General features: G+C 61.9%; 20 protein-coding genes. 7 read left to right on the top strand and 13 right to left on the bottom strand.

Annotated features, from left to right (window positions below; all coding sequences use genetic code 11):
* The first annotated feature begins 15 nt into the window (after nt 1-15).
* The gene (locus HMPREF2888_RS06995) at nt 16-873 is read left to right on the top strand and encodes a hypothetical protein (RefSeq protein WP_141744836.1); all 858 of its coding nucleotides are present in this window, start codon (nt 16-18) and stop codon (nt 871-873) included.
* Nucleotides 874-1191: 318 nt separating this feature from the next.
* Here the strand turns inward: HMPREF2888_RS06995 and HMPREF2888_RS06990 are convergent, their stop codons facing one another.
* The 3 genes from HMPREF2888_RS06990 to HMPREF2888_RS06980 all read right to left on the bottom strand — a co-directional run bounded on the left by HMPREF2888_RS06990 (nt 1192) and on the right by HMPREF2888_RS06980 (nt 6146).
* Nucleotides 1192-3564: a serine/threonine protein kinase gene (locus tag HMPREF2888_RS06990; protein WP_371326202.1), complete on the bottom strand. Its 2373-nt coding sequence runs from the start codon at nt 3562-3564 to the stop codon at nt 1192-1194.
* Nucleotides 3565-3678: 114 nt separating this feature from the next.
* On the bottom strand, nt 3679-4686 hold the full coding sequence (locus HMPREF2888_RS06985; RefSeq protein WP_070432326.1) for a glutamate ABC transporter substrate-binding protein: 1008 nt from the start codon (nt 4684-4686) through the stop codon (nt 3679-3681).
* Nucleotides 4686-6146 carry a hypothetical protein gene (locus HMPREF2888_RS06980; protein WP_070518565.1) on the bottom strand — a complete coding sequence of 487 codons (1461 nt, stop codon included), beginning with the start codon at nt 6144-6146 and terminating at the stop codon, nt 4686-4688. The genes HMPREF2888_RS06985 and HMPREF2888_RS06980 overlap by 1 nt, the downstream gene beginning before the upstream one ends.
* 84 nt (nt 6147-6230) lie before the next feature.
* Here HMPREF2888_RS06980 and HMPREF2888_RS06975 point away from each other — a divergent pair, with 84 nt between their 5' ends.
* The 3 genes from HMPREF2888_RS06975 to HMPREF2888_RS06965 are packed head-to-tail and all read left to right on the top strand — an operon-like array spanning nt 6231 to nt 8512.
* Nucleotides 6231-6740 carry an NUDIX domain-containing protein gene (locus HMPREF2888_RS06975; RefSeq protein WP_062044452.1) on the top strand — a complete coding sequence of 170 codons (510 nt, stop codon included), beginning with the start codon at nt 6231-6233 and terminating at the stop codon, nt 6738-6740.
* A 30-nt stretch (nt 6741-6770) separates the two neighbouring features.
* The gene (locus HMPREF2888_RS06970; protein ID WP_061924817.1) at nt 6771-7730 is read left to right on the top strand and encodes an ABC transporter ATP-binding protein; all 960 of its coding nucleotides are present in this window, start codon (nt 6771-6773) and stop codon (nt 7728-7730) included.
* Nucleotides 7731-7744: 14 nt separating this feature from the next.
* Nucleotides 7745-8512 (top strand): ABC transporter permease, encoded by a 768-nt coding sequence (locus tag HMPREF2888_RS06965; RefSeq protein ID WP_070518592.1) that lies wholly within the window; start codon nt 7745-7747, stop codon nt 8510-8512.
* 282 nt (nt 8513-8794) lie between these two features.
* Here HMPREF2888_RS06965 and cls read toward each other — a convergent pair whose 3' ends face one another.
* From cls to HMPREF2888_RS06945, 4 genes are read right to left on the bottom strand one after another with little or no spacing between them, the layout of a single operon-like run.
* A complete protein-coding gene (gene cls, locus HMPREF2888_RS06960; protein WP_061924813.1) occupies nt 8795-10264 on the bottom strand; it encodes a cardiolipin synthase in 1470 nt (489 codons plus the stop codon).
* Between the two features lie 16 nt (nt 10265-10280).
* On the bottom strand, nt 10281-11090 hold the full coding sequence (locus tag HMPREF2888_RS06955) for an exodeoxyribonuclease III (RefSeq protein WP_070432323.1): 810 nt from the start codon (nt 11088-11090) through the stop codon (nt 10281-10283).
* Nucleotides 11091-11093: 3 nt separating this feature from the next.
* Nucleotides 11094-11903: a GNAT family N-acetyltransferase, cg3035/Rv0428c family gene (locus HMPREF2888_RS06950; RefSeq protein ID WP_061924807.1), complete on the bottom strand. Its 810-nt coding sequence runs from the start codon at nt 11901-11903 to the stop codon at nt 11094-11096.
* A 42-nt stretch (nt 11904-11945) separates the two neighbouring features.
* Nucleotides 11946-12572, bottom strand: coding sequence for a peptide deformylase (locus tag HMPREF2888_RS06945; RefSeq protein WP_061924803.1), 627 nt, complete (start codon nt 12570-12572; stop codon nt 11946-11948).
* A 16-nt stretch (nt 12573-12588) separates the two neighbouring features.
* Between HMPREF2888_RS06945 and HMPREF2888_RS06940 the strand changes: the two genes are divergently transcribed.
* From HMPREF2888_RS06940 to HMPREF2888_RS06930, 3 genes are all read left to right on the top strand, one after another.
* Nucleotides 12589-12852, top strand: coding sequence for a DUF3263 domain-containing protein (locus tag HMPREF2888_RS06940; protein ID WP_061924801.1), 264 nt, complete (start codon nt 12589-12591; stop codon nt 12850-12852).
* 17 nt (nt 12853-12869) lie between these two features.
* Nucleotides 12870-13646, top strand: a complete 777-nt coding sequence (locus HMPREF2888_RS06935; RefSeq protein ID WP_070518564.1) for a LytR C-terminal domain-containing protein — start codon at nt 12870-12872, stop codon at nt 13644-13646.
* Between the two features lie 107 nt (nt 13647-13753).
* Nucleotides 13754-14890, top strand: a complete 1137-nt coding sequence (locus HMPREF2888_RS06930; RefSeq protein WP_070518563.1) for a glutamate--cysteine ligase — start codon at nt 13754-13756, stop codon at nt 14888-14890.
* A 15-nt stretch (nt 14891-14905) separates the two neighbouring features.
* On the opposite strand, the gene HMPREF2888_RS06925 is transcribed toward HMPREF2888_RS06930, so the two are convergent.
* The 6 genes from HMPREF2888_RS06925 to HMPREF2888_RS06900 are packed head-to-tail and all read right to left on the bottom strand — an operon-like array spanning nt 14906 to nt 19647.
* The gene (locus tag HMPREF2888_RS06925) at nt 14906-16192 is read right to left on the bottom strand and encodes a glycosyltransferase 87 family protein (RefSeq protein WP_083281213.1); all 1287 of its coding nucleotides are present in this window, start codon (nt 16190-16192) and stop codon (nt 14906-14908) included.
* 19 nt (nt 16193-16211) lie between these two features.
* Nucleotides 16212-16592, bottom strand: a complete 381-nt coding sequence (locus tag HMPREF2888_RS06920; protein WP_061924793.1) for a monovalent cation/H(+) antiporter subunit G — start codon at nt 16590-16592, stop codon at nt 16212-16214.
* Complete coding sequence (locus HMPREF2888_RS06915; RefSeq protein WP_061924789.1) at nt 16592-16864, bottom strand: monovalent cation/H+ antiporter complex subunit F; 273 nt, start codon at nt 16862-16864, stop codon at nt 16592-16594. Before HMPREF2888_RS06915 ends, HMPREF2888_RS06920 begins: the two co-directional genes overlap by 1 nt.
* On the bottom strand, nt 16864-17382 hold the full coding sequence (locus HMPREF2888_RS06910) for a Na+/H+ antiporter subunit E (protein ID WP_061924786.1): 519 nt from the start codon (nt 17380-17382) through the stop codon (nt 16864-16866). Before HMPREF2888_RS06910 ends, HMPREF2888_RS06915 begins: the two co-directional genes overlap by 1 nt.
* Nucleotides 17382-19154 carry a Na+/H+ antiporter subunit D gene (locus HMPREF2888_RS06905; protein WP_070518562.1) on the bottom strand — a complete coding sequence of 591 codons (1773 nt, stop codon included), beginning with the start codon at nt 19152-19154 and terminating at the stop codon, nt 17382-17384. Before HMPREF2888_RS06905 ends, HMPREF2888_RS06910 begins: the two co-directional genes overlap by 1 nt.
* Nucleotides 19147-19647, bottom strand: a complete 501-nt coding sequence (locus HMPREF2888_RS06900; protein ID WP_061924779.1) for a Na(+)/H(+) antiporter subunit C — start codon at nt 19645-19647, stop codon at nt 19147-19149. Before HMPREF2888_RS06900 ends, HMPREF2888_RS06905 begins: the two co-directional genes overlap by 8 nt.
* Nucleotides 19648-19649 lie beyond the last annotated feature (2 nt).

Raw genomic sequence — 19649 nt, 5'->3', positions numbered from 1 at the left:
TAGTGGACTAGCCCTATGGAACAATTCGGGGGAGTAGTAGAAGGGCAGTCGCTGCCTTGGCATGAAGAGCAGCTGGCGCGGTGTTTGCGGGCGGGCCATTGTGCTAGGCGGGCTGTGCTCGTGGGAGTTTCGGCGGCGCGGGTGCATGGGTTGTGGGTCCTTCCGCCGCGGTGCGGCGAGGAGCCGGTGACGCTCGCTCTGCGCTCTGGCGTTATGCCGCCGCGGAGAGACTGGGGCCACGGCCGAAGTTACAAGAAGATGCGTCTGCCAGATTCTATGGTCGAGAAGGCGCAGGGCGTTCGCGTGACGTCTGCTTTGCGCGCCGCGTTGGATGTCGCGCGCTTCGAAGGCTGGATTCGCGGCTTCGTGGCACTCGAATCATGGTTCCGGATGCATCCTGAACTCGATGTCGAGGCTGCTAAGGCTATGGCTATGGATTGCCTCGAAACTATGGGGCGGGTCAAAGATATCGCTGAAGCACGTCGAGCTATATCGCTTCTCTCTGGTCAATGCGAGTCGCCCTACGAGGCATTATGTATCGCGTTATTGGCACACGCAAAGATGGGTCATTCCATCCAACAGCAAGTCTGGGTGATTCCCAGTGTTCGAGTTGATGTTCTGATTGATGGTTGGCTGGTATTGGAAATTGATGGAGCCGTGAAGTATGACGGCGAAACCTATGGCTCGGATACCCGGCGGGTAATCGTGGAAGAGCGTCGCCGCGAGGTGCGATTGCAGAATGCCGGCTACACGGTATTCCGTGTGACTTCGACTGAGCTGTTTCATCAGCCGCAGAAGTTCCTCGCAGAGCTGCGGGCAACTTGGGTGTCTGGCCGTGAGCGGGGACTGCAGCAAGTGGTGCGCCAGGCGTAGGCGCTTCCTCTCACCAGGGTCCTCACCATTTGCAGGTGGTTGGCCTAGATGGTGAGGTCGAGCTGTAACTACTGTGACTGGCGCTGTCTGCTGGGGCTGGTGATCACTCACCTCACCATGTGGTCCTCACCATTTGGGCTGAGGCACGACGCGAATAGTCAAATGGTGAGGTCGCGATGTGGCTAGTGGAGTCAGTGTTCATGGTTGGGGCTAGTGATGGCTATTGAGGTGACGTTCGGGACGGTTGACCTCACCATTTGGAAGGGCAGACATGGCGGAAGGCAGAGCCATCGAGGGGAGCCGCGGAGGCGGACCAGGCTAAAAGTTGGTCACCGGCCGCACCTGGTTCGCCAGGTCCACCAGCGCGTAGCGGTGCCGCGCGAAGGGCGCCTGCCGAGCCAGGGCGCGCAGAGTATCGGCCAAGCCGTAGCGTAAGCCACGCTGCGTGAAGGCGAACTCGAAGAGGTCATTCGGAGAGGCCGCCGCATCGAGGTCACAGTCGCGGAGGAAGTTCAGGCCCGCGGAGATGACTGCCGCCTTGACCTGCAAGAATCGCGGCTCATTTTGCGGGATCTCCTCCAGACGGCGGGCAGCGCGGCGGATACGAGATTCGGAAAGATCGTGCAGTACCAGTTGCAAAATGGTGGTCAGCCGGGCCATGCGGTAGTGGCGCGAGGCGTTGGGCACGCGATCTAGCGTCGTCACGGCCAGCTCCACCTGCTGCTCCGAGCGCAGCTGGCGGGCCAGGCCGAAAGCGGATGAGACCGTGGTCGGGTAGGTGGCCCACACGATTCCGTACAGACGCATCGAGTTAAAACGCAGGTGAGCCGGGTCATCGGTGACGTGATCCCAGATTCCTCGATCGTCGGTAAACAGTTCGTTCGGCAGCTCGTCCAGGCTGGTAGTGAGGTTCGCACAAGCCCGCGCGATGGCAGGATCGATGAGCGAGACTTCGTTGTAGCCCAGCTGCTGCAAGATGAGCTCGTTAATCGCCGCGATAGCCAGCTTCGGCGCCGGCTCGCCCGGCAGTAGGTTGAGGACGTTCGCGAAGTGCACTTGGGCGGCGCGATAGTCGTCGAGAAGCAGCACGGCGACGCCGGAGTACCACTGGAAGCGCCAATCGTTTCCGAGCTTGTCCTCGATCGAGGCGAGCCATTCGCGGGCCTGGCCGGTATAACCCAGGTCGATCATGGAACGCACCACGCCGAGCGGGATTTCTGCGGATTCCTCGTACTCCGGGGCCTGCATGGCCTGGCGCAGCGTTTCGAGGGCTTCCTGCGGCTCCGTGTAGGAAGCACCCTGCAGGAGCGCGGCGCCCACGTCCGAGCGGTCCACCAGGGGCGCCGGCAGTGCCGAGACCACCTCGGAGGCGGTGATGCGCACGGTGCGGTCGATGCCGTCAATCAGCTGATCCGTGCGAAAGACCAGGTGCTTGGTGCCGAAGGTCGTACGCTGTGGGGAAAACAGCGAGTGCTGCGAGGGATGCTGAACGCCATCGCGCAGGGCGATGACCTCGCGGAGCACACCAAAGAGCTGGTCCCGCAGCTGCGATACGCTCTGAAAGCGCTTGGCCGGATCTGGGTCCGTGGCGCGCAGCAGCAGCCGGTAGAAGGAGAGGTAGCGGCGCAGCAGCGGCTCCTCGGCAGGGGAAGGCAGCCCGGGTAAGTAGACGCCGTCTTCCTGCGGCAGATGGAAGGTCAGGCAGGCCAGCGTGCGGCCGATGGTGTAGATATCGGAGGCTACCGAGGGGCCATCCTTGGCAATCTCCGGGGCTTGGAAGCCCTTCGTGCCGTAGATGTGCCCGAAGGCGCCGATGCCGGAGACCGCGCCAAGGTCAATCAGCTTGACCTGGTCCTCGGTGATGATGATGTTCGAAGGCTTTAAGTCGTTGTAGACAACCCCGCGCGCATGGAGATAGTCCAGCGCCGGCAGCAGCTCCAAGATGTAGGCAATCGCGGTATCGACCGGGAACAGGCGGTCTGCCTGGTCGTTGCGCCGCTGTTTGAGCGAGGGGCCGCCCACGTACTCCATTACGATGAAGCCGCCGTCCACGCGGGGGTCATCGATGAAGTTGAAAATCTTCACGATTCCCGGGTGCGTAATATCCGCCAGGAACTCGCGCTCGACCTCTGCGGTGGCGGTCTCGTCTGAGGACTTCTCCGCCTGCATGCCCTTGAGCACCACGATGCGCCCGGAGACGAAGTGGTCATTAGCCAGGTAAATCCAGCCCAGACCGCCGTGGGCAATAACGCCCAGAATTTCGTACTGACCTGCCACGATATCGCCGGGAGAAAGCTGCGGCGGGGCAACCTTCTCCTTTGCGGGGTCGATGAGCGCCGCCGTAGGGTTGCGCGGCACGATGAAAGGCAAGCGCGCCATGCCGTCGGCCACCTCGCGGTCGGTGCGCTTGGCCGCACGCCGCTGGCGGAAGGTATCGATGGCCGCGCGCCGCGAGCGCTGCGAGGCATCCTCCTGCTTGCGGCGGTCACGCAGCTGCCCCAGCTCCGCAATCAGGGCGCCGATATTATCCGGGTCGTTGAAGTCGCTGTCCGCATCCGCGCCGTCCTCGTCCGCGAAGGGGTCGAAGGCCACGGCCGAGGTACCCTCCTCATCTGCAAACGGGTCGAAGGGCACTGCTTGGGTGGCATCATGCGCCGCGCTAGCCGACGCCGCACTGGACGCCGTGTGCATCGCCGCCGCCGTCGCTTGATCGTCCGCGTGCTCGCTGGGCTCTTCCAGCTTCTCCGGCTCCAAGTGGTCGAGCTCGTCCTCGCTGAAGCTATGGCCTTGAGTAGGGCTCAACGCTTATGCCTCCTCATCGTCTAGGTAGTCAGGGCTGCCCAAAGCCGGCTTGGCCAGGTAGTCACCGAGCCAGCGATCAAAAAGCTTGTCCCAGGTGCCGTCGCTGTGGATGCGCTCCAGGGTGGAATTGACCTGGCGCAGCAGCGGCCGCGAATCATGGGTGGAATCGGGCTTGCGCACGGCCACGCCGTAGTCCTCCGTGGTCAGCGGCTCGCCGACGATCGAGGTATAGGAGTCTTGGGCCACCATGCCCGAGAGGAGGGCGTCGTCAGCCACCACGCCGTCGACCTGGTTGAGCTGCAGCGCCATGAGGCAGTCTCCCCAGGCGCGGGTCTGCAGGATATTCGCGGTGGAGGCCTCACGGCGGATGGTGTCCACGATGGTGGAGCCCTGGACCGCGCACAGCGTCTTGCCGGCGGTGTCATCGATCGAGCGGATGCCGGAGCTGGTCAGCACCAAAAGGCGGGTCTTGGTGGTCATATACGGCGCGGAGAACGCAACCTCACGCTGACGCTCGGCGCTAATGGACATCGTGCGAATGACAATATCCACGCTTTCATCGTTGAGCGCTCTCGTGCGCTCTGAGGACTCGACGAAGCGGAAGTCAACCTTGTCCGGGTCGCCGAAGATATCGCGGGCAATCTCGCGTGCGATATCCACCTCAAAGCCACGTACTTCGCCCGTTGCGGTGTCGCGGTAGCTCATCAGGTTATTGGAGCGGTCCACGCCGACGATAATGCGCCCGCGTTTATAAATGGCAGGAATTCTTTCCTTCGCGCTCTTGCCGTCCGGTTTATAGGTTCCTTTCAGCGGCGCGTCCAACACCGGCCGGGGCTCGGCGCTGCCGGCGGGCTCGAAGATGGAGTTATCGGGAAGGGGAGGGCCCGCCTCTGCGTCTAAGGAAGCGCGCGGAATCCTTTCCTCCTTGCTGCCTAAGTCGGGGACACCGCAGGAGGCGGCACACAGGGCGGCCGCAGATAAGACGGCTAGAAGGCGAGTGGAATGAGCCATTAGAGGTACTCCTGGAGTCGCGGACGAATACCCAACCAGACGGCGATGATAGCGCCCATGGTCAGCAAGAATACGGCCGTGGCCACCATGGTCATCGCGTTGAGGCCTTCTTCCAGATAGGAACGCATGGCCACGCGCGCCTCGCCGATGAGCTCCGCCAGCGCGGAATCCACGTCGTTGAAGGAGCTCGCGGTGGTCGGAGCGCCGTCCGGGGTAATCGCCGTGGCTTCGTGGATAGCGTCGTCATAGTGGCCGTCGGCAAGCGCGTTCATGAAGACCTCGTGTGAGGCCTCCCATTCTTTGGTGGCGCTTTGTGCGGCTGGCAGGAGGGCGGGATCGGTGACGGGAATGTCGTCGTCGGCAAGCGCGGCTTCGTAGTACTCGAGGGCCTGGTTGATGGAATAGACCGTCGAGCCAAAGCGCACCGTCATGTCGGACTCGGAAGAGCGCAGGACCAGCGCCAGGGTCTCCGAGGTGCGGGTCTGCTGGGCCTCAATCCGGGAGGCGGTGAGCGAGTCCCACGGACGGGAGACCGTTTCGAAGCCGTGATAGCCGGAGCTCCAGGTGGCGAAGTTCGCCATCGCGGCCCAGGAAAGCGCCAGGAAGAGCAGCACGCTGGCGGCTAAGAAGCCACGGTTGAAGCGGCGGCGCGTCAGGCGCCACAGCCACCACTGTGCGACAAAGAGGAAGAAAAGCGCCGCCACTAAGCCGGAAAGCGGGACCCACTGGGGGCTGGTCAGGCGCTGCTGTTGCTCCTTGACCTTGGCCGTGGTGAGCGAGAAAAGCTCGGCGGCCGCGGGCAGGATCTTGTCACTCATCAGCGAAGAGGCGTTGGACATATACGAGTTCGCCACCGCATTGCCCGCGCGGTGGTTGGTTCGCGCCTTTTCCACCAGGGCGGTATAGACGGGCAGCTCGCGCTGGATAAAGGTGACCAGCTCGCGAATGCGGGCGTCGTTAGTGTTGGTGCCCAAAACGGACTCGGTGGCCGCCACGGAGGCAGCGTCGATGGCCTTGTTATAGCGCTTGCGGTTGATCTCGGAGTCCACGCCCGCCTGGACGAAGCCCGTGGTGGCGACGGTATCCGCCAGCGAGAGGTTGGTGTAGAGATGGTGCGCCGCGTTAGACATCGGCTCGGTGGAATTGAGCAGCTCGTCCAAGGCCTCGTGGCGGCTGGCGGAAGTATTCGACATCGACAAGCCGGCGGCGGCGAGCGCCACCGTCAGAATCACAGTGACGGTAAAAAGCTTGCCTGGGGTAGTGGCCGCGAAGTGGTAGAGACGGCGGGCCAACCGCGCCGGGCCAGCGAAAGAGCTCATGGCCAGCTGCGTGGCGTTGTTGAAGGCCGGGGTAGCGGGCTCGGTGACTTCGTCGAGCCAGTGATCGCCTGGATGCGCTTCGTGCGCGGCCGGATGCTCGCTGGTACGTGCGGCAGCATCCTCCAACCCTGTGCCAGTCATTCCCATAGAATAGCGCAGTTCCGCGCCGCTTTGGTGATGCACGCCACCGCTGTGCGCTGTCGCCTGCAGCGAGCGAACCGTAGGATGGGCGCCATGAAGCAAGGAGAGCACATAAGTGGCGATGGCTGGGCAGCCGGCCCGGGCGGGATAAAGCTATGGGGCAAGTTTGGCGCGGCCGGGCTTTTCCTCCTTGCCGGCGAGCGCGTGCTGCTCCAGCACCGTGCGGAGTGGACCAACCACGGCGGCACCTGGGGCATTCCCGGCGGCGCGCGGGATTTCCACGAAAGCGCCGTTGCGGCTGCACTGCGAGAAACGCAGGAGGAATGCGCCATCGCGCCTGCCGACGTCCTGGTGCTCGGCGAGCGCGTCACCGCCGGGCCCTATCCCGCAGTGGGCGAGCTGCCCGGCAACTGGACCTATACCACCGTCATCGCACGCACCCGTGGCGATGAGCCGTTGGACGTTATTGCCAACGAGGAGTCCAACGAGCTGCGCTGGGTGCACCTCGACGAGGTGGAAAATTTACCTCTGTTGGGGGCATTTCGTGAGGCCATCCCCTCCTTGCGGGCCTTTATTGCGGGCCAACCTCGGTGAGGAGGCTGAAACTATGGCACCCTTGACAGCATGATTGAAGTTGAGGGACTGACGAAACAATATAAGTCTGTCCGCGCAGTAGACGACCTCACCTTTAAGGTGGAGCCAGGCATCGTGACCGGCTTTCTAGGTCCGAACGGTGCGGGCAAGTCGACGACCATGCGCATGATTCTGGGCCTGGATACCCCCACGGCGGGCCAGGCCCGTATTAACGGCAAGGCCTACCGCGAGCTGAAGAGCCCGCTGCGGGAGGTCGGCGCGCTGCTCGACGCCAAGGCCGTGCACCCGAACCGCACCGCGGCCAACCACCTGAAGTGGATGGCGCAGTCCAACGGCATTCCTACTTCCCGCGTGGACGAGGTGCTGGGGCTGGTTGGGCTTTCCGACGTCGCCGGTAAGAAGGCCGGCGGCTTCTCCCTCGGCATGGGCCAGCGCCTCGGCCTGGCCGGCGCCCTGCTGGGTGACCCGGGAATCCTCATCCTGGACGAGCCGGTCAACGGCCTCGACCCAGAAGGTATTCGCTGGGTTCGCTCCTTGGTCCGCGCGCTCGCGGCAGAGGGCCGTACCGTCTTGATTTCCTCCCACCTGTTGTCGGAGATGTCCATGACCGCAGACCACCTCGTGGTCATCGGCCGTGGCCGCCTAGTGGCTAGCCAGTCCACCTATGACTTTGTAAAGCAGCACTCGGATTCCTCAGTCATCGTGCGCTCCGATCACCTCGAAGAGTTCGGCGGCGCGCTGCGTGAGGCCAACGTGGCTTATACAGACGGCAGCGACGAGGAAGGTCGCAAGACCCTCATCATCAATGACGTCAGCACCGATTTCATCGGCCAGCTGGCATATTCCACAGGCGTTCCGCTCAACGAGCTTAGCCTGAAGCGCGCTTCGCTGGAGGATGCGTTCATGCGCATGACCGGCGAGGACGTGCAGTACCACGCCAGCACCCCAGGTGCTGGGCAGCCGAACCAGCCTAACCAGCCTGCCGCATAGGAGGAATGCTAAAAGTGATTATCAATACCCTCCGCGCCGAGTGGACCAAGCTGCGCACCACCAAGTCCTTTTACTGGACCACCGGCCTGATTTTTCTCCTGTCCTTCCTGTGGGCGCTGTTCAACGGTCTCAACGCTGAGATGGACCCAGCGATGCCGATTAGCCCGCTTACTGCCGAGGGCATGAACTCCATCCTGCTGATGCTGGGCATCCCGATCATCATGATCCAGGCCATCATGATCGTGACCACCGAATACCGCTTCGGACTGCAGTCCACGGTCTTCATGACGAACCCGAATCGCTCCATCGTCGCGCTGGTCAAGCTCCTGATGTATGCGGTTATTGCGGCGGTCATCCTGTTTCTGGCGCTGGTGCTGATTTACTTTGTCTCGGACCTTTCCGCATCCAAGGAAATCGCGGACATTTACAAGCCTTTCGAAGAAGACGGCGGCAAGCGCGCACTGTGGCTCTTACCTCTGCTGGGCTTTATGGTCGTGATCTTTGTGCAGGGCTTGGGCTGGCTGCTGCGCCAGACCGCTGGCACCGTGGCACTGTCCCTGATTCTCTACCTGGGCATTGAGAACGTCGTGCGCCTGCTGCCGAAGGTCGGCGACGACCTCATCCCCTACATGCCATTTTCCGCCTTCGGCAACTGGGCTTCGGACACTGTGCCGGAAAACGTCCCATGGGACTCCTCGGCGGGAAGCGCCATCGTCTTCATCGTTTGGGCGGTAGCGCTGTGGATCCTCGGCGTCTTCGTGCTTGAAAAGCGAGACGCATGATCTCTTGGCCACTCCTGGCTACCTTGGCGCTGTTGTCTTCAACAGCGCCTTTTGTCACTCGTCGCCATTTGCAGCGTGCTTCCTCACCATTTGGCTATCTACCCAGGGCTGAAAACCCAGACCTCCTGTTCGTGGATCGCTGCGCTTGCCGACGCCCCTCATTCCAGCAGAGAGCTGCATTTCCAGGTCTGGGTATTTAGTGGGGAAGGGGCCAAACGCGACGGGAGCGCAGGCAGTGTGCGGGGGAGGGCGGCCCAGGCGGCGCTGACGGTGCCGGTGGCGCTATTGCAGCGCCGAGGTCAGGCGCATCACGTTGTCCATGTAACGGCGCACGAAGCCGCGCTCGTTCCATTCCTCCAAGGTCAGCTCATGGCACACCGCGCGGTAGTTGCTAGCAAGCTGGTTAAACTCCGCCAATAAGTTGCCCTTGGCCACCAGCATCGTGGATTCGTAGTTCAAACCGAAAGAACGCATGTCCATATTCGAGGAGCCGAACATGCACAGCGGGTGGCGGCCCGGCTCGTCTGGGTCCGTCATGATGAACTTCGAATGCAGCACGAAAGGCTCTGGGAATTGGAAGATCCGCACCCCTGCCTCCAAAAGTGCCTGGTAGTAGGAGGACTGCGCGTGGTTGACCATGAACTGGTCCGCCTTGGCCGAGACATAAAGCTCCACGTCCACGCCGCGATAGCAGGCAGTGGTGACCGCCTCCATCAAAGATTCATCGGGCACGAAATAAGGCGAAACCATTACCAGGCGGTCTTTGGCGTGGTGCACCAGTGAGTTGAACATGCGCAGGTTTGGCTCCGTGGTGTAACCCGGGCCGGACGGGATGAGCTGGAGGAAGTTGGAGTCCTCGGTATCCGCGTCGTCGTAAGGCAGCGGCTCCAAAGAAAGTGCTTCTTCTGATTCCAGGTACCAGTCCACCGCAAAGACCGCCGACATGGAGGTGACCACCGGGCCGGTGAGCTCTACCATGTAGTCCACCCAGTAGCGGTCCTTGGTGCGGTAGCTGCGCTTAATCATGTTCATCGAGCCCAGAAAGCCCGTTTGGCCGTCGATGATGACCAATTTGCGGTGGTTACGCAGGTCGGGGCGGCGGAAACGAAGCTTGTGCAGCTGCAGCGGCAGCATCAAGTGCCAGTCGACGCCGATGGCGCTAAGGCGCCGGCCGAATTTCCAATAGCCGTGGTACTTCAGGCTGCCAATCTGGTCTAAAAGCAGCTTGACTTCCACGCCTCGCGAGCGGGCGCGTTTGAGAGCCTGGTAGAAGACATCGGTGGCCTCGTCCCAGGATTGGATATAAATCTCGATGTAGACGTACTTCTCGGCGCGGTCGACGGCGCTGGAAATCGCGCGTATTGCCTCGTCGTAGTCGGCGTAAATGCCACGATTGTGGCCCACGAGCGCCGGGAAACCCGTCAGATTGCGATTGAGCGCAATGACGGATTCCACCTCCGGAGAAAGCCTGCCCAGCGGATGATTCGGCGTACTCGCCGTGACGTCTTCCATCAGGTCATGGGCCTCCTGCTGGATGCGGTGGCGGCGGCGATTGATATATGGCGAGCCCATCAGCAAAAACAGCGGCAGGCCCACGATGGGCAGCAGCAAAATAGCCAGCAGCCAGGCCGTAGAGCTCGAGGGTCGGCGGCCTTCGGGCACAAATCCGATGGCCAAGATTTTGATGCCGTAGTCCAAGATGAGGAAAAACAGCTGCCAGAAAGAAAGATCGATGTTTAGTGAGAAGTCCATGCCCCAGTAGGTGCTCCTAACGCACCGAATCGAAGTCAGGCAGATCGAAATCTGCCAGCAGCGGGCAGTGGTCAGAGGTCTTGTCGCCGGCGCGTTCTACCATGTCTACCTGCGCAGATTCCACCGTCGCGGCCAAGGACTTCGAAGCCAGCTGGAAATCGATGCGCATGCCCTCGTTCTTCTGAAAGCGCATCGACTTGTAGTCAAAGTAGGTCCAGCGCTGCTCTTCCGTAAAACGCCGCGTAACCTCCTCAAGGCCTGCCTCCTCCAGCATCTGGAAGGCCGCACGCTCTGGCTCCGTAACGTGGGTCTTGCCGCGGAAGGCCTCGATATCCCAGACGTCCTCATCGCGCGGGGCAATGTTGAAATCGCCGGTGAGCAGCAGCTTCGACTGCGCGCGGCTCTCGCTGTAGTGCGCCAGCGCGTAGAGGAAGCGCAGCTTGTAGTCGTAGTGGCGGTCGGTGATTTCGCGGCCATTGGGCACATAGAGCGACCAGATCTCTACGCCGCGAATCCGCGCGCCCACCGCACGGGCTTCCAAATCCTGCGGCTTTTCTGGGTCCTTGGCAAAGCCTGGCTGGCCGGGGAAGGAGTAGAAGACTTCCTCCGGCTCCGCCTTGGAGACGATGGCCACGCCGTTCCACTGGTTCAGCCCGTGATGGGTGACGTGGTAGCCGGCGGCTTCGAATTCCATGACAGGGAACTTATCGTCGGCAACCTTGGTCTCCTGCAGGCACAACACGTCGATGTCGTGTTTGGCCAGCAGGTCTACCGCCCGCTGCACGCGGGTGCGGACCGAGTTGATGTTCCATGTGGCTATGCGCATGGACTACAGGGTACCGCCTTTGCGCACGGCATACCCACGGCGATGGTGTTCTAAAAACCCGACTTCACTAAGCAGGGCCAACGCTGCGCTTTCCGACGCCTCCACCTCCACGAATGCATTCTCCGCACCGTTTGCTTTGCCCCAGGCCAAAAGCGCCTCCAGCTGTGAGGGGGTGGCGTTTCCAAGCAGCGAGATTCCCAGCCACACGCGCTCGTCGCCGGATTGGCTGAGCGTGGCGTCGAAAAGCGCGGAGTCAAGGTGCGGCTCGGCGCTCGCAGTGTCTAGGGAGCGGGTAAACACGAGGACCTCGGGCTCGAGCTGCCATGCCGCGGGCTCGTTATCGAGTACGCGCAATGCCGCCTTGCCGATGCGCTCCGGGATGGCCAGGCGGGTGGGCAGGTTGTGCTCGGCGTAGAAGGCGTCGATTTCTTCCATGGGCGCGGGCATGAAACCTGCGGAGGGGCCCAGAGGAATGGCGGAATCGGTGCCTTCGCCGAAGCGCATGAGCCATTGGCCATCATTGGTCCAGACTTTCGTCCCGCCGCGCGCTGCCGCGGCTGCCACCTCGACGGCGCGGATTTCGGAGTTGCGCACCGTGCGCGGCGAGAGCTTCTTGATGATCTTCAGCTGCTCGGCGGGGATTTCCACCGCCTCTAAGTCGGAAGGGTAGCCACCCACCGCCTGCGGCCGGATGACAAGCGGTGAGGTGCTCAGCACATGGCCGATGACATCGGAGTGGGTGCCGCCGAATTCGCGCCGGGCAACCACGCGGTCGCCGACGCTGACGGCATCAGAACGGAAGATATAGCTCATGTCGATTAAGGGCGATTAGGGGCGATTAGGGGTGCAGTCTATTTACGCGCCGTGGCCGAAGGGATCCTCGTCCTCGCCTGGCATCCAGGTCCAGCCGGCCTCGGTCCAACCGTTGCGCTTGATGGTCTTCTTGGCCTGGCGCTTGAAGCGGCCGGTGAGCACGTCGGTGTAGACGTAGCCGTCCAGGTGGCCGGTCTCGTGCTGGAGCATGCGCGCGAAGAATCCATATCCTTCGATGGAAATGTCGTTGCCGTGCTCGTCCTTGCCTGTAACGCGGGCCCAGTCGGCGCGGCCGGTGGGGAAGCCCTCACCGGGCACGGAGAGGCAGCCTTCGTCCTCGGAGCCGTCGTCGGCAGGCATGCCCTCGGGAATCTCGGAGGTCTCCAGCACCGGGTTGATGACGCAGCCCTTGCGCATGCCGCTTTCTCCAGCACCAAGCTGCTTGGCGCTACCGTTTGGGCCGTCGGTGTCAGGGCAGTGGTAGACAAACAGGCGCTTGTTCACTCCTACCTGGTTGGCGGCAAGGCCGACGCCATGGGCGACGTCCATGGTCTCGTACATGTCGGCGATGAGCTGCTGCAGCTCTGGGGAGTCGATGGGCTCAGTGACCGGCTCGGTGGGATTGTGCAGAACCGGGTCGCCGTGGATAACGATGGGGCGAATAGTCATGCCCTACAGTTTAGGCATGCAATCCTTGTCAGACCTAGACGCGGCCATTTTGGAGTTCGAATCGCATGCCCCGCGCGGTATCGGGCCTAAGGAAGAGGCCATTCGCGCGGAGCTGGATATCTCGCCGGTGCGTTATCACCAGCGCTTGAACGTGCTTCTCGACGCCCCCGCTGCCGCCGAAGCCTATCCGGTGCTGGTTGCGCGCTTGCGGCGCGTGCGGGATGGCCGTCAGGAGGTGCGGCGCGCCGCGCGGGAGGATGCACCAGATCTCCCTAATTAGAGACTAGGGTTGCTGCTGTGACTAATGTGAATTCAGATAAAGCAGCAGAATCCACCTCCACACAGGGCTCACAGGGCTCAAAGGCGGGTGCGCACCGCAGCTCGTCTAGCGGCCTGCCGCTGCGCGGCTTCGCAATGGTGCTCATTGCCGTTGCTGTCATGCTCGGCATGTGGGGCCTTTACACGCTGACCTCCAAAGACTCCACCGATACTGCCCAGACCGGCAGCACCGGCGTCGCCACGCTGCCGGCTCCCGCCGAGGGCGAGCCCGGCGCACAGGGCGGCCCATCTGCGCAGCCGGGTGCTGCCGGCAGTGCCGCGCGGGGCACGCAGGATGCCAAGGCTGGCCAAGACGCAGCCGGACAGCCTGCCAAGGAAGGCCAGGATGTAGCCGGCCGCGAGGCAGCCAACAAGGACGGTGCCGCTGCTGGCGCTGTAGGTGCAGAAAGCGCTGCGGGTGCCGAGCGCGCCGCCAAGGACATCCCGGTCAACGTCTTTAATAACTCCGGCCGCGCGAACTTCGCTGCGGAGCAGGCAGACAAGCTGAAGGAGAAGGGCTTCAAGATCGGCGAGGTGGGCAACCTAGCCGGTGATATCCTCACCGTTCCGCAGACCACCGTCTACTTCCCAGCAGGCGATAAGGACGCAGAGAGCCTCGCACGCGAGACCGCAGCGCAGTTCTACGGCGCGCAGTCCATCCCGGAGGGTGCCATCGCCGAGTACCCGGCAGAGCTCAAGGCTGAATTCACCAAGGGCAACGCAGTCGTTGCAGTTCTGGCCATCCCGCAGGCCTAAAAGATTCGCAAGATAGATGCACGGTGGAATAAAAGACAAAATCCACCGTGCATTTAATGCATAAGAAAATGCTCTAGCTGGACCTTGCTGCGGATAGACTCACAAGGGTGAACATTCCGGAAGAATCCTTCACCCGTTCGGCCGGGCCCACCTTGGGCGTTGAATGGGAAGTAGCCCTCGTCGATCCGCACTCTTGGGATCTGGTCCCACGCGGCGCCGAGCTGATTGAACGCGTGCAGGCGGCCACGCCCGAAATCCAGCTGGAGAAGGAATTCCTCCAAAACACCGTGGAACTGGTCACCGGAATTTGCCACACGGTGCCGGAAGCAATCGCGGATTTGTCGCACAAGCTAGAGCATGTGCGTGCCGCTGCTCAAGGAATGGGCGTGGCCCTGTGGGCCTCCGGCGGGCACCCTTTCACGGACTACCGCGAGAACCCTGTCTCGGATAAGGCAAGCTACTCCGAAATCATCAACCGCACCCAGTACTGGGGCAAGCAGATGCTGCTGTGGGGAACCCACGTGCACGTGGGTATCCGCCACGAAGACCGCGTGTGGCCCATCATCAATGCGCTGATGACCAAGTATCCGCACCTGCTTGCAATCTCTGCCTGCTCGCCAGGCTGGGAGGGCATGGATACTGGTTATGCTTCCAACCGCACCATGCTCTATCAGCAGCTGCCCACCGCCGGCATGCCTTATCAGTTTGCGGATTGGCGCGAGTGGCAGGACTATATGCGGGATCAAGCCATCTCCGGCGTTATCAACCACACCGGCTCGATGCACTTCGATATTCGCCCGGCGGCAAAGTGGGGCACCATCGAGGTGCGGATCTCGGATGCCTCTTCTAATCTCCGCGAGCTTTCGGCCATCGTCGCGCTCACGCATTGCTTGGTGGTCCACTATGACCGCATGCTTGATACAGATCAGGAGCTGCCCACGCTGCAGCCGTGGCACGTGGCTGAGAATAAGTGGCGCGCCGCCCGCTATGGCATGGACGCCTTGGTGATTACCTCTCGCGCCACGGATGAACGCTGGGTCAAAGACGAGTTGGTTGACTTGGTCGAGGAGCTAACTCCTCTGGCTCGCGAGCTGGGCTGCGAGGCCGAGCTGCAGCTCATCCATGAAATCATCGAGCGCGGGGCCGGCTATGAACGCCAGCGCCGCCTCTACGAGGAGACCGGCAGCTGGCAGAAGGTCGTGGAGGCCACGAGTAAGGAGATGGATAGCCTCCGTCCGCTCTAGGCCCCTCAACTCGGCCTACTTGCGCACTACCGGAATGCGCACGTCGGTGGGGTAGTCTGCCACGTTACTCTGGCGTGCGGCATGCTTGCCGGATGGCTTGCCGTGCGGGAAGCACCCCCAAATGCCATAAACCGCGATGTAGAGGAAGCATGCAAAAGGCCACAGCAGCCATGCCCACGGATGCAGGTTCTCCATGGCCTCTAGGCCATGGGAGGACATCAAGCGCCACACCGGTGGGGAGACGAAGGGCAGCTCCACGAGCAGCAACGCCACGAAGGATGCCAGGCCCGCCAGCTGCGCACCCCAGAAGGAGGGCAGACGCTTGCCGACGGCCTCATTGACCGCCAGCATCACCCATACGCCGAGCGGTACTACCCAGACGAAGTGGTGGTACCAGGAAAAAGGCGAGACCAAGCAGGTGGCCAAGCCCGCCAGCGCCAGCGCGGCGGAGGAATTCCTATTGATCCAGGCGGTGCGCAGCGCCAGCATGGTCACCATCACCACGATGACCACGGCCAGGACCCACAGCGCGGTGTTCTCTTCGCCGTTGAGACGCGCGATGATCGAGCGCAATGACTTCGCGCCGGGGTGGTCCAGGTTGCCCACGCGATCAGAATTGAACATCTTATCCGTCCAGAAATCCCAGGCATCGGGGATCGTCCGCACTCCCACGTAGACGGTAAAGAAGAAGGTAAACACGCAAGCGAAGGCGGACCACCAGCGCTTCTGGAATAACAAAACCAGGCCCATGAAAGCAGGCGTTAGTTTCATGCCAGCGGCAAGGCCGATGCCGATGCCAGGCAGGCGCAACTTACGCGGCAGCAGGTCGAGGGAGACTAGGAACATCAAAAGGATGTTGATCTGGCCATAGAAGAAGGTGCCGTTTACCGGATCAGTAGCCAAGCTGCTTATAAGCAGCGCGAGGCCTACGAACCAAGAGGCTGGGCCCATCTTGTAGCCACGCTCGCGGATGACCAGCATGATAACGGCGAAAAGAGCGATGCCCGTGATCCACTGCCAAGTCACCATCAGGCCATGGTCGGAAAAACCAGCCATCCACTCGAAGAACCAGCCTGCAAACGGCGGGTAGGTGAAAGGAAAGTTGTGGATATACGGGGCGTCGTAAAGATCGCCGCCCGCCTTCACGTCGGCGCCGGCGAGCTGGTAGATCTTCAGGTCGAAAGGAATCCTGCCAAAGAAGGCGCGCCCGCGCTCATCCGAGACGTTGAAGCGGTAAATCACGAAGGCGGCGAAGGCCGTCAGGACAGTAGCCAACGTGGGCAAGCCGTAGAGCTTTTTCACCTGCTGTTCCCTTCAAAGGTTATTTTTTACGCAAAGCACGGGTTGCTGGTTTGTCGTTTCGGGACATCAGTTCCGGCGACCCGTAGAGGCCCTCACGGCGCGCGATTCGGGAAGTGCGCTGCGCCGTAACGGGACTCGTAATCATGGCAAACAGTACCAGCAACAACAGGATTCCCAGATCACCACGCTCTGCCGGGCCGAAGGAATCTGCGCCGGTGACGCGGAAGAATGCACCCAGGATGCTCAAGATGAGACCTGTCGTTTGCGGCTTAGAAATGGCATGCACGCGCGACATGGTGTCGGGAAAGCGCGCGACGCCGATTGCGGCTGCCAGCACCAAAAGCGCACCGGCGAGGATCAAGATGATCGAGATGATGTCGGCGAAAAGGTGATAGCTCACTAGGCATCCCTCTTTCGGAATCTGGTGACAGACACGGTGGAGATAAATCCCAAAAGGGCCACGACCAACATCGCGGAGACCACCGAGGTGTTCAGCGTCCAACAAATATAGGCGGCCATCGCGCATTGGAACATGGCCACGAACCCGTCCATGCCCACCAGGCGGTCCAGCGAATTCGGGCCGGTGATAATCCGCCAAGTGGTAATCAGGAAGGCCACGACCAAGATGCCGGCGGCAACGCCCAGAAGAATGTCATAAAGCTGGGGATCCATTAGGGGTGGCTCCTTTCAAAAATCTCAATCATGCTTGCTTCGAGCCCCGCGACGTTCGCGATTTCGCGCTCTAAAGCGGCTTCCGACGCCGCGTCCAGGACGTGGATGGTCAGCATGCGGTTGGCGATGTCGATGTCGGTTACCGTGCCGCCTGGCTGCAGGTTGTACAGGCTAACCGCCAGAGACAAGATAAACTCGCTGTCCAGGCGCATCGGCAGCTCGAGGATGGCCGTCTTCGGTGGATCTTGCGGGCGCACCGCCAGCCAGGCCACCTTGAACGAGGCGTGGAATAGGTCGATGGTCCAGCCCACCATGAATAAGGCTAGCTTGCCCCAGGAGACCTTCAGCTCGGCAATCGGCATGGCAGGCAGTGGCAGCGCAAGCACCACGAACAGGCCCACCAGTAGTCCGCCAACTAGGTTGGCTACGGTGACCTCGCCCATGAGTAGGCACCACATGGCGGTGATCCACGCGATGAACCAGGGGCGGAAGCGGTGGCGGAGTCCAGCAAATTTCATTACTTCGCCTCGCTTTCGGTGGGTTGTGATTTGGGCTGTTCCTGAGGCGCAGTTTCTATCGCCGGAGCTGGGTCCTTGATGGGCCCACGGCGTACTTCAAAAGAATCCTGCTCGTTGGTGTAGCGATCCTTCTGGTTCTTGTGCCGGGTGGGGTTATCTGCGTTATCGCCCAGGACCGCGTAGCGGTAGATGGAATCATCCTGCGCAGACTCGGCGGCGCGGCTGGTCACGCCGGAGATCGGGCCGGCCAGGAAGGTGATGGACACCGAGGCCAGCACCAGCAGGCAGGTGGAAGCCAGCATGCCAAAGGGCACGCGGCCGACGTCTTGGCGCTCGTCGAATTCGACGACATCCGTGACGTCGGAAAGCGGCGATGGATGCGCCATCACGATGTTGCCTTCCGGGGCGTCGGCGCGGTCACGCAGGAAGCCCTTGGACCAGACCAAAACCATGACGTAGAGGGTAAGCAGGGAGGTCACTACGGCACCGCCGATGACCACCCAGGCCTGCCAGGAACCCTCGTTGGCGCCGGCCTGCAGGAGGATGACCTTGCCTAGGAATCCGGAAAATGGCGGGATGCCGCCCAGGTTCATCGCCGGAATGAAATACAAGATGGCGATGAGCGGAGCGGTATAAATCAGCGAGCCCAGGCGCCGCAGGGAAGAGGTGCCGGCCTGGCGTTCGATGAGGCCGACCACCAGGAATAGTGCGGTCTGGACCAGAATGTGGTGCACGGCGTAGAAGATGGCACCGGACAGGCCCTCGGCAGTGCCCAGCGAGACGCCGAAAATCATGTAGCCGATGTGGCTGACCAAGGTAAATGACAAAAGGCGCTTGATGTCGGACTGCGCGATGGCGCCCAAGATACCCACCAGCATCGTGGCGAGGGCAACCCACATGAGCAGCTGGTCCAGCCCGCCAGCGGTGAAGATAGAGGTGCGGGCGCGGATAATCGCGTAGACGCCGACCTTGGTGAGCAAGCCCGCGAAGACTGCTGTCACCAGCGAAGGTGCGGTGGGGTAGGAGTCCGGCAGCCACGCCTCCAGCGGGAAGACGGCGGCTTTGATGCCGAAGGCGATGAGCAGCACCGAGAAAATAGCGGTGCGGGTACCGGCCGGGATTTCCTCCATGCGCATGCCAATCTGCGCCATGTTCATGGTGCCGACCGCGGCGTAGATATAGCCCAGCGCCAGCACGAATATCAGCGAGGAAGCCATCGAGACCATCACGTAGCCCACGCCCGCGCGCACGCGCGCCGGGGAAGCGCCCAGCGTCAGCAGCACGTAGGAAGCCACGAGGAAGATCTCAAAGCCGACGTAGAGGTTGAAGAGATCGCCTGCCAAGAAGGACACGTTCACGCCCATGGTCAGCAGCATGTACGTGGGCAGGAAGACCGCCACCGGCTCGTCCTTGGAACCGTCGCGAATACCCTGCGAGATGGCGTACCACATCACCGAAAACAGCACTACGGACGAGGTAAACAGCATCACGGCGGAAAGGCGGTCAGCCACCAGCGTGATGCCCACCGGCGCGTCCCAGCCGCCCACCTGGAGCGTTTGAATTCCGGCCGTATCGGCGATGAAGATCAGCAGTGCGTTCGCGGCGGCGAGCAACAGCAGCGAGAAGAATGCGATCTGGCGCTGCACGCCGGTAAAGCGTGCGCACAGCATGGTCAGGGCCGCAGCCAGTGCCGGGATTATCACCGGCATGGGGATGAGGAAGCCGGTATAGGGCAGCAGGAAGTTAACCAGCGGAAGCAGCGTCTCAGTCATCGTTTGCCTCCTTTACTGGCTCTTCGAAAAAGTTGGGGCCAAAGGCGTCGCCCTGCTTGGTGGCGCGGCCGGTGGTTGGGTCATTGGAAGCATCGTGGTCCGGTGCCGCCGCGGCGTTGCCAGGGCGGGTGGCCATCGCTGCAATCGCGGTATCTTCCGCGTCATCCTCAATGACGTCGGCGGTGCGGTAGCGGTACTGGCGGTAGGCCAGGGTCAGGATGAAGCCGGTCAGTGCCATGGAAATGACGATGGCCGTCAGAATCATGCCTTGGGCCAAGGGATCGGCGATTTGATCGCCATACTGGGCGGTCTCGCGGCCGTCGATAGGCGGCGAACCCGCCTTGCCGCCGGCCTGCAGCATGAGCAGGTTAGCGCCGTTACCGAGCAGCAAAATGCCCAGCAGCATCTTGGTCATCGCGCGGTCCAGCATGAGGTAGACGCCGGTACCGCACAGCACGCCCGCGGCGAGGAGAAGGAACAGGTTTGCTTCCATGT

The sequence above is a fragment of the Corynebacterium sp. HMSC077D03 genome (genome assembly GCF_001808545.1).
GTDB classification, from domain to species: domain Bacteria; phylum Actinomycetota; class Actinomycetes; order Mycobacteriales; family Mycobacteriaceae; genus Corynebacterium; species Corynebacterium simulans.
This window is presented reverse-complemented; position numbering and strand designations above follow the sequence as displayed.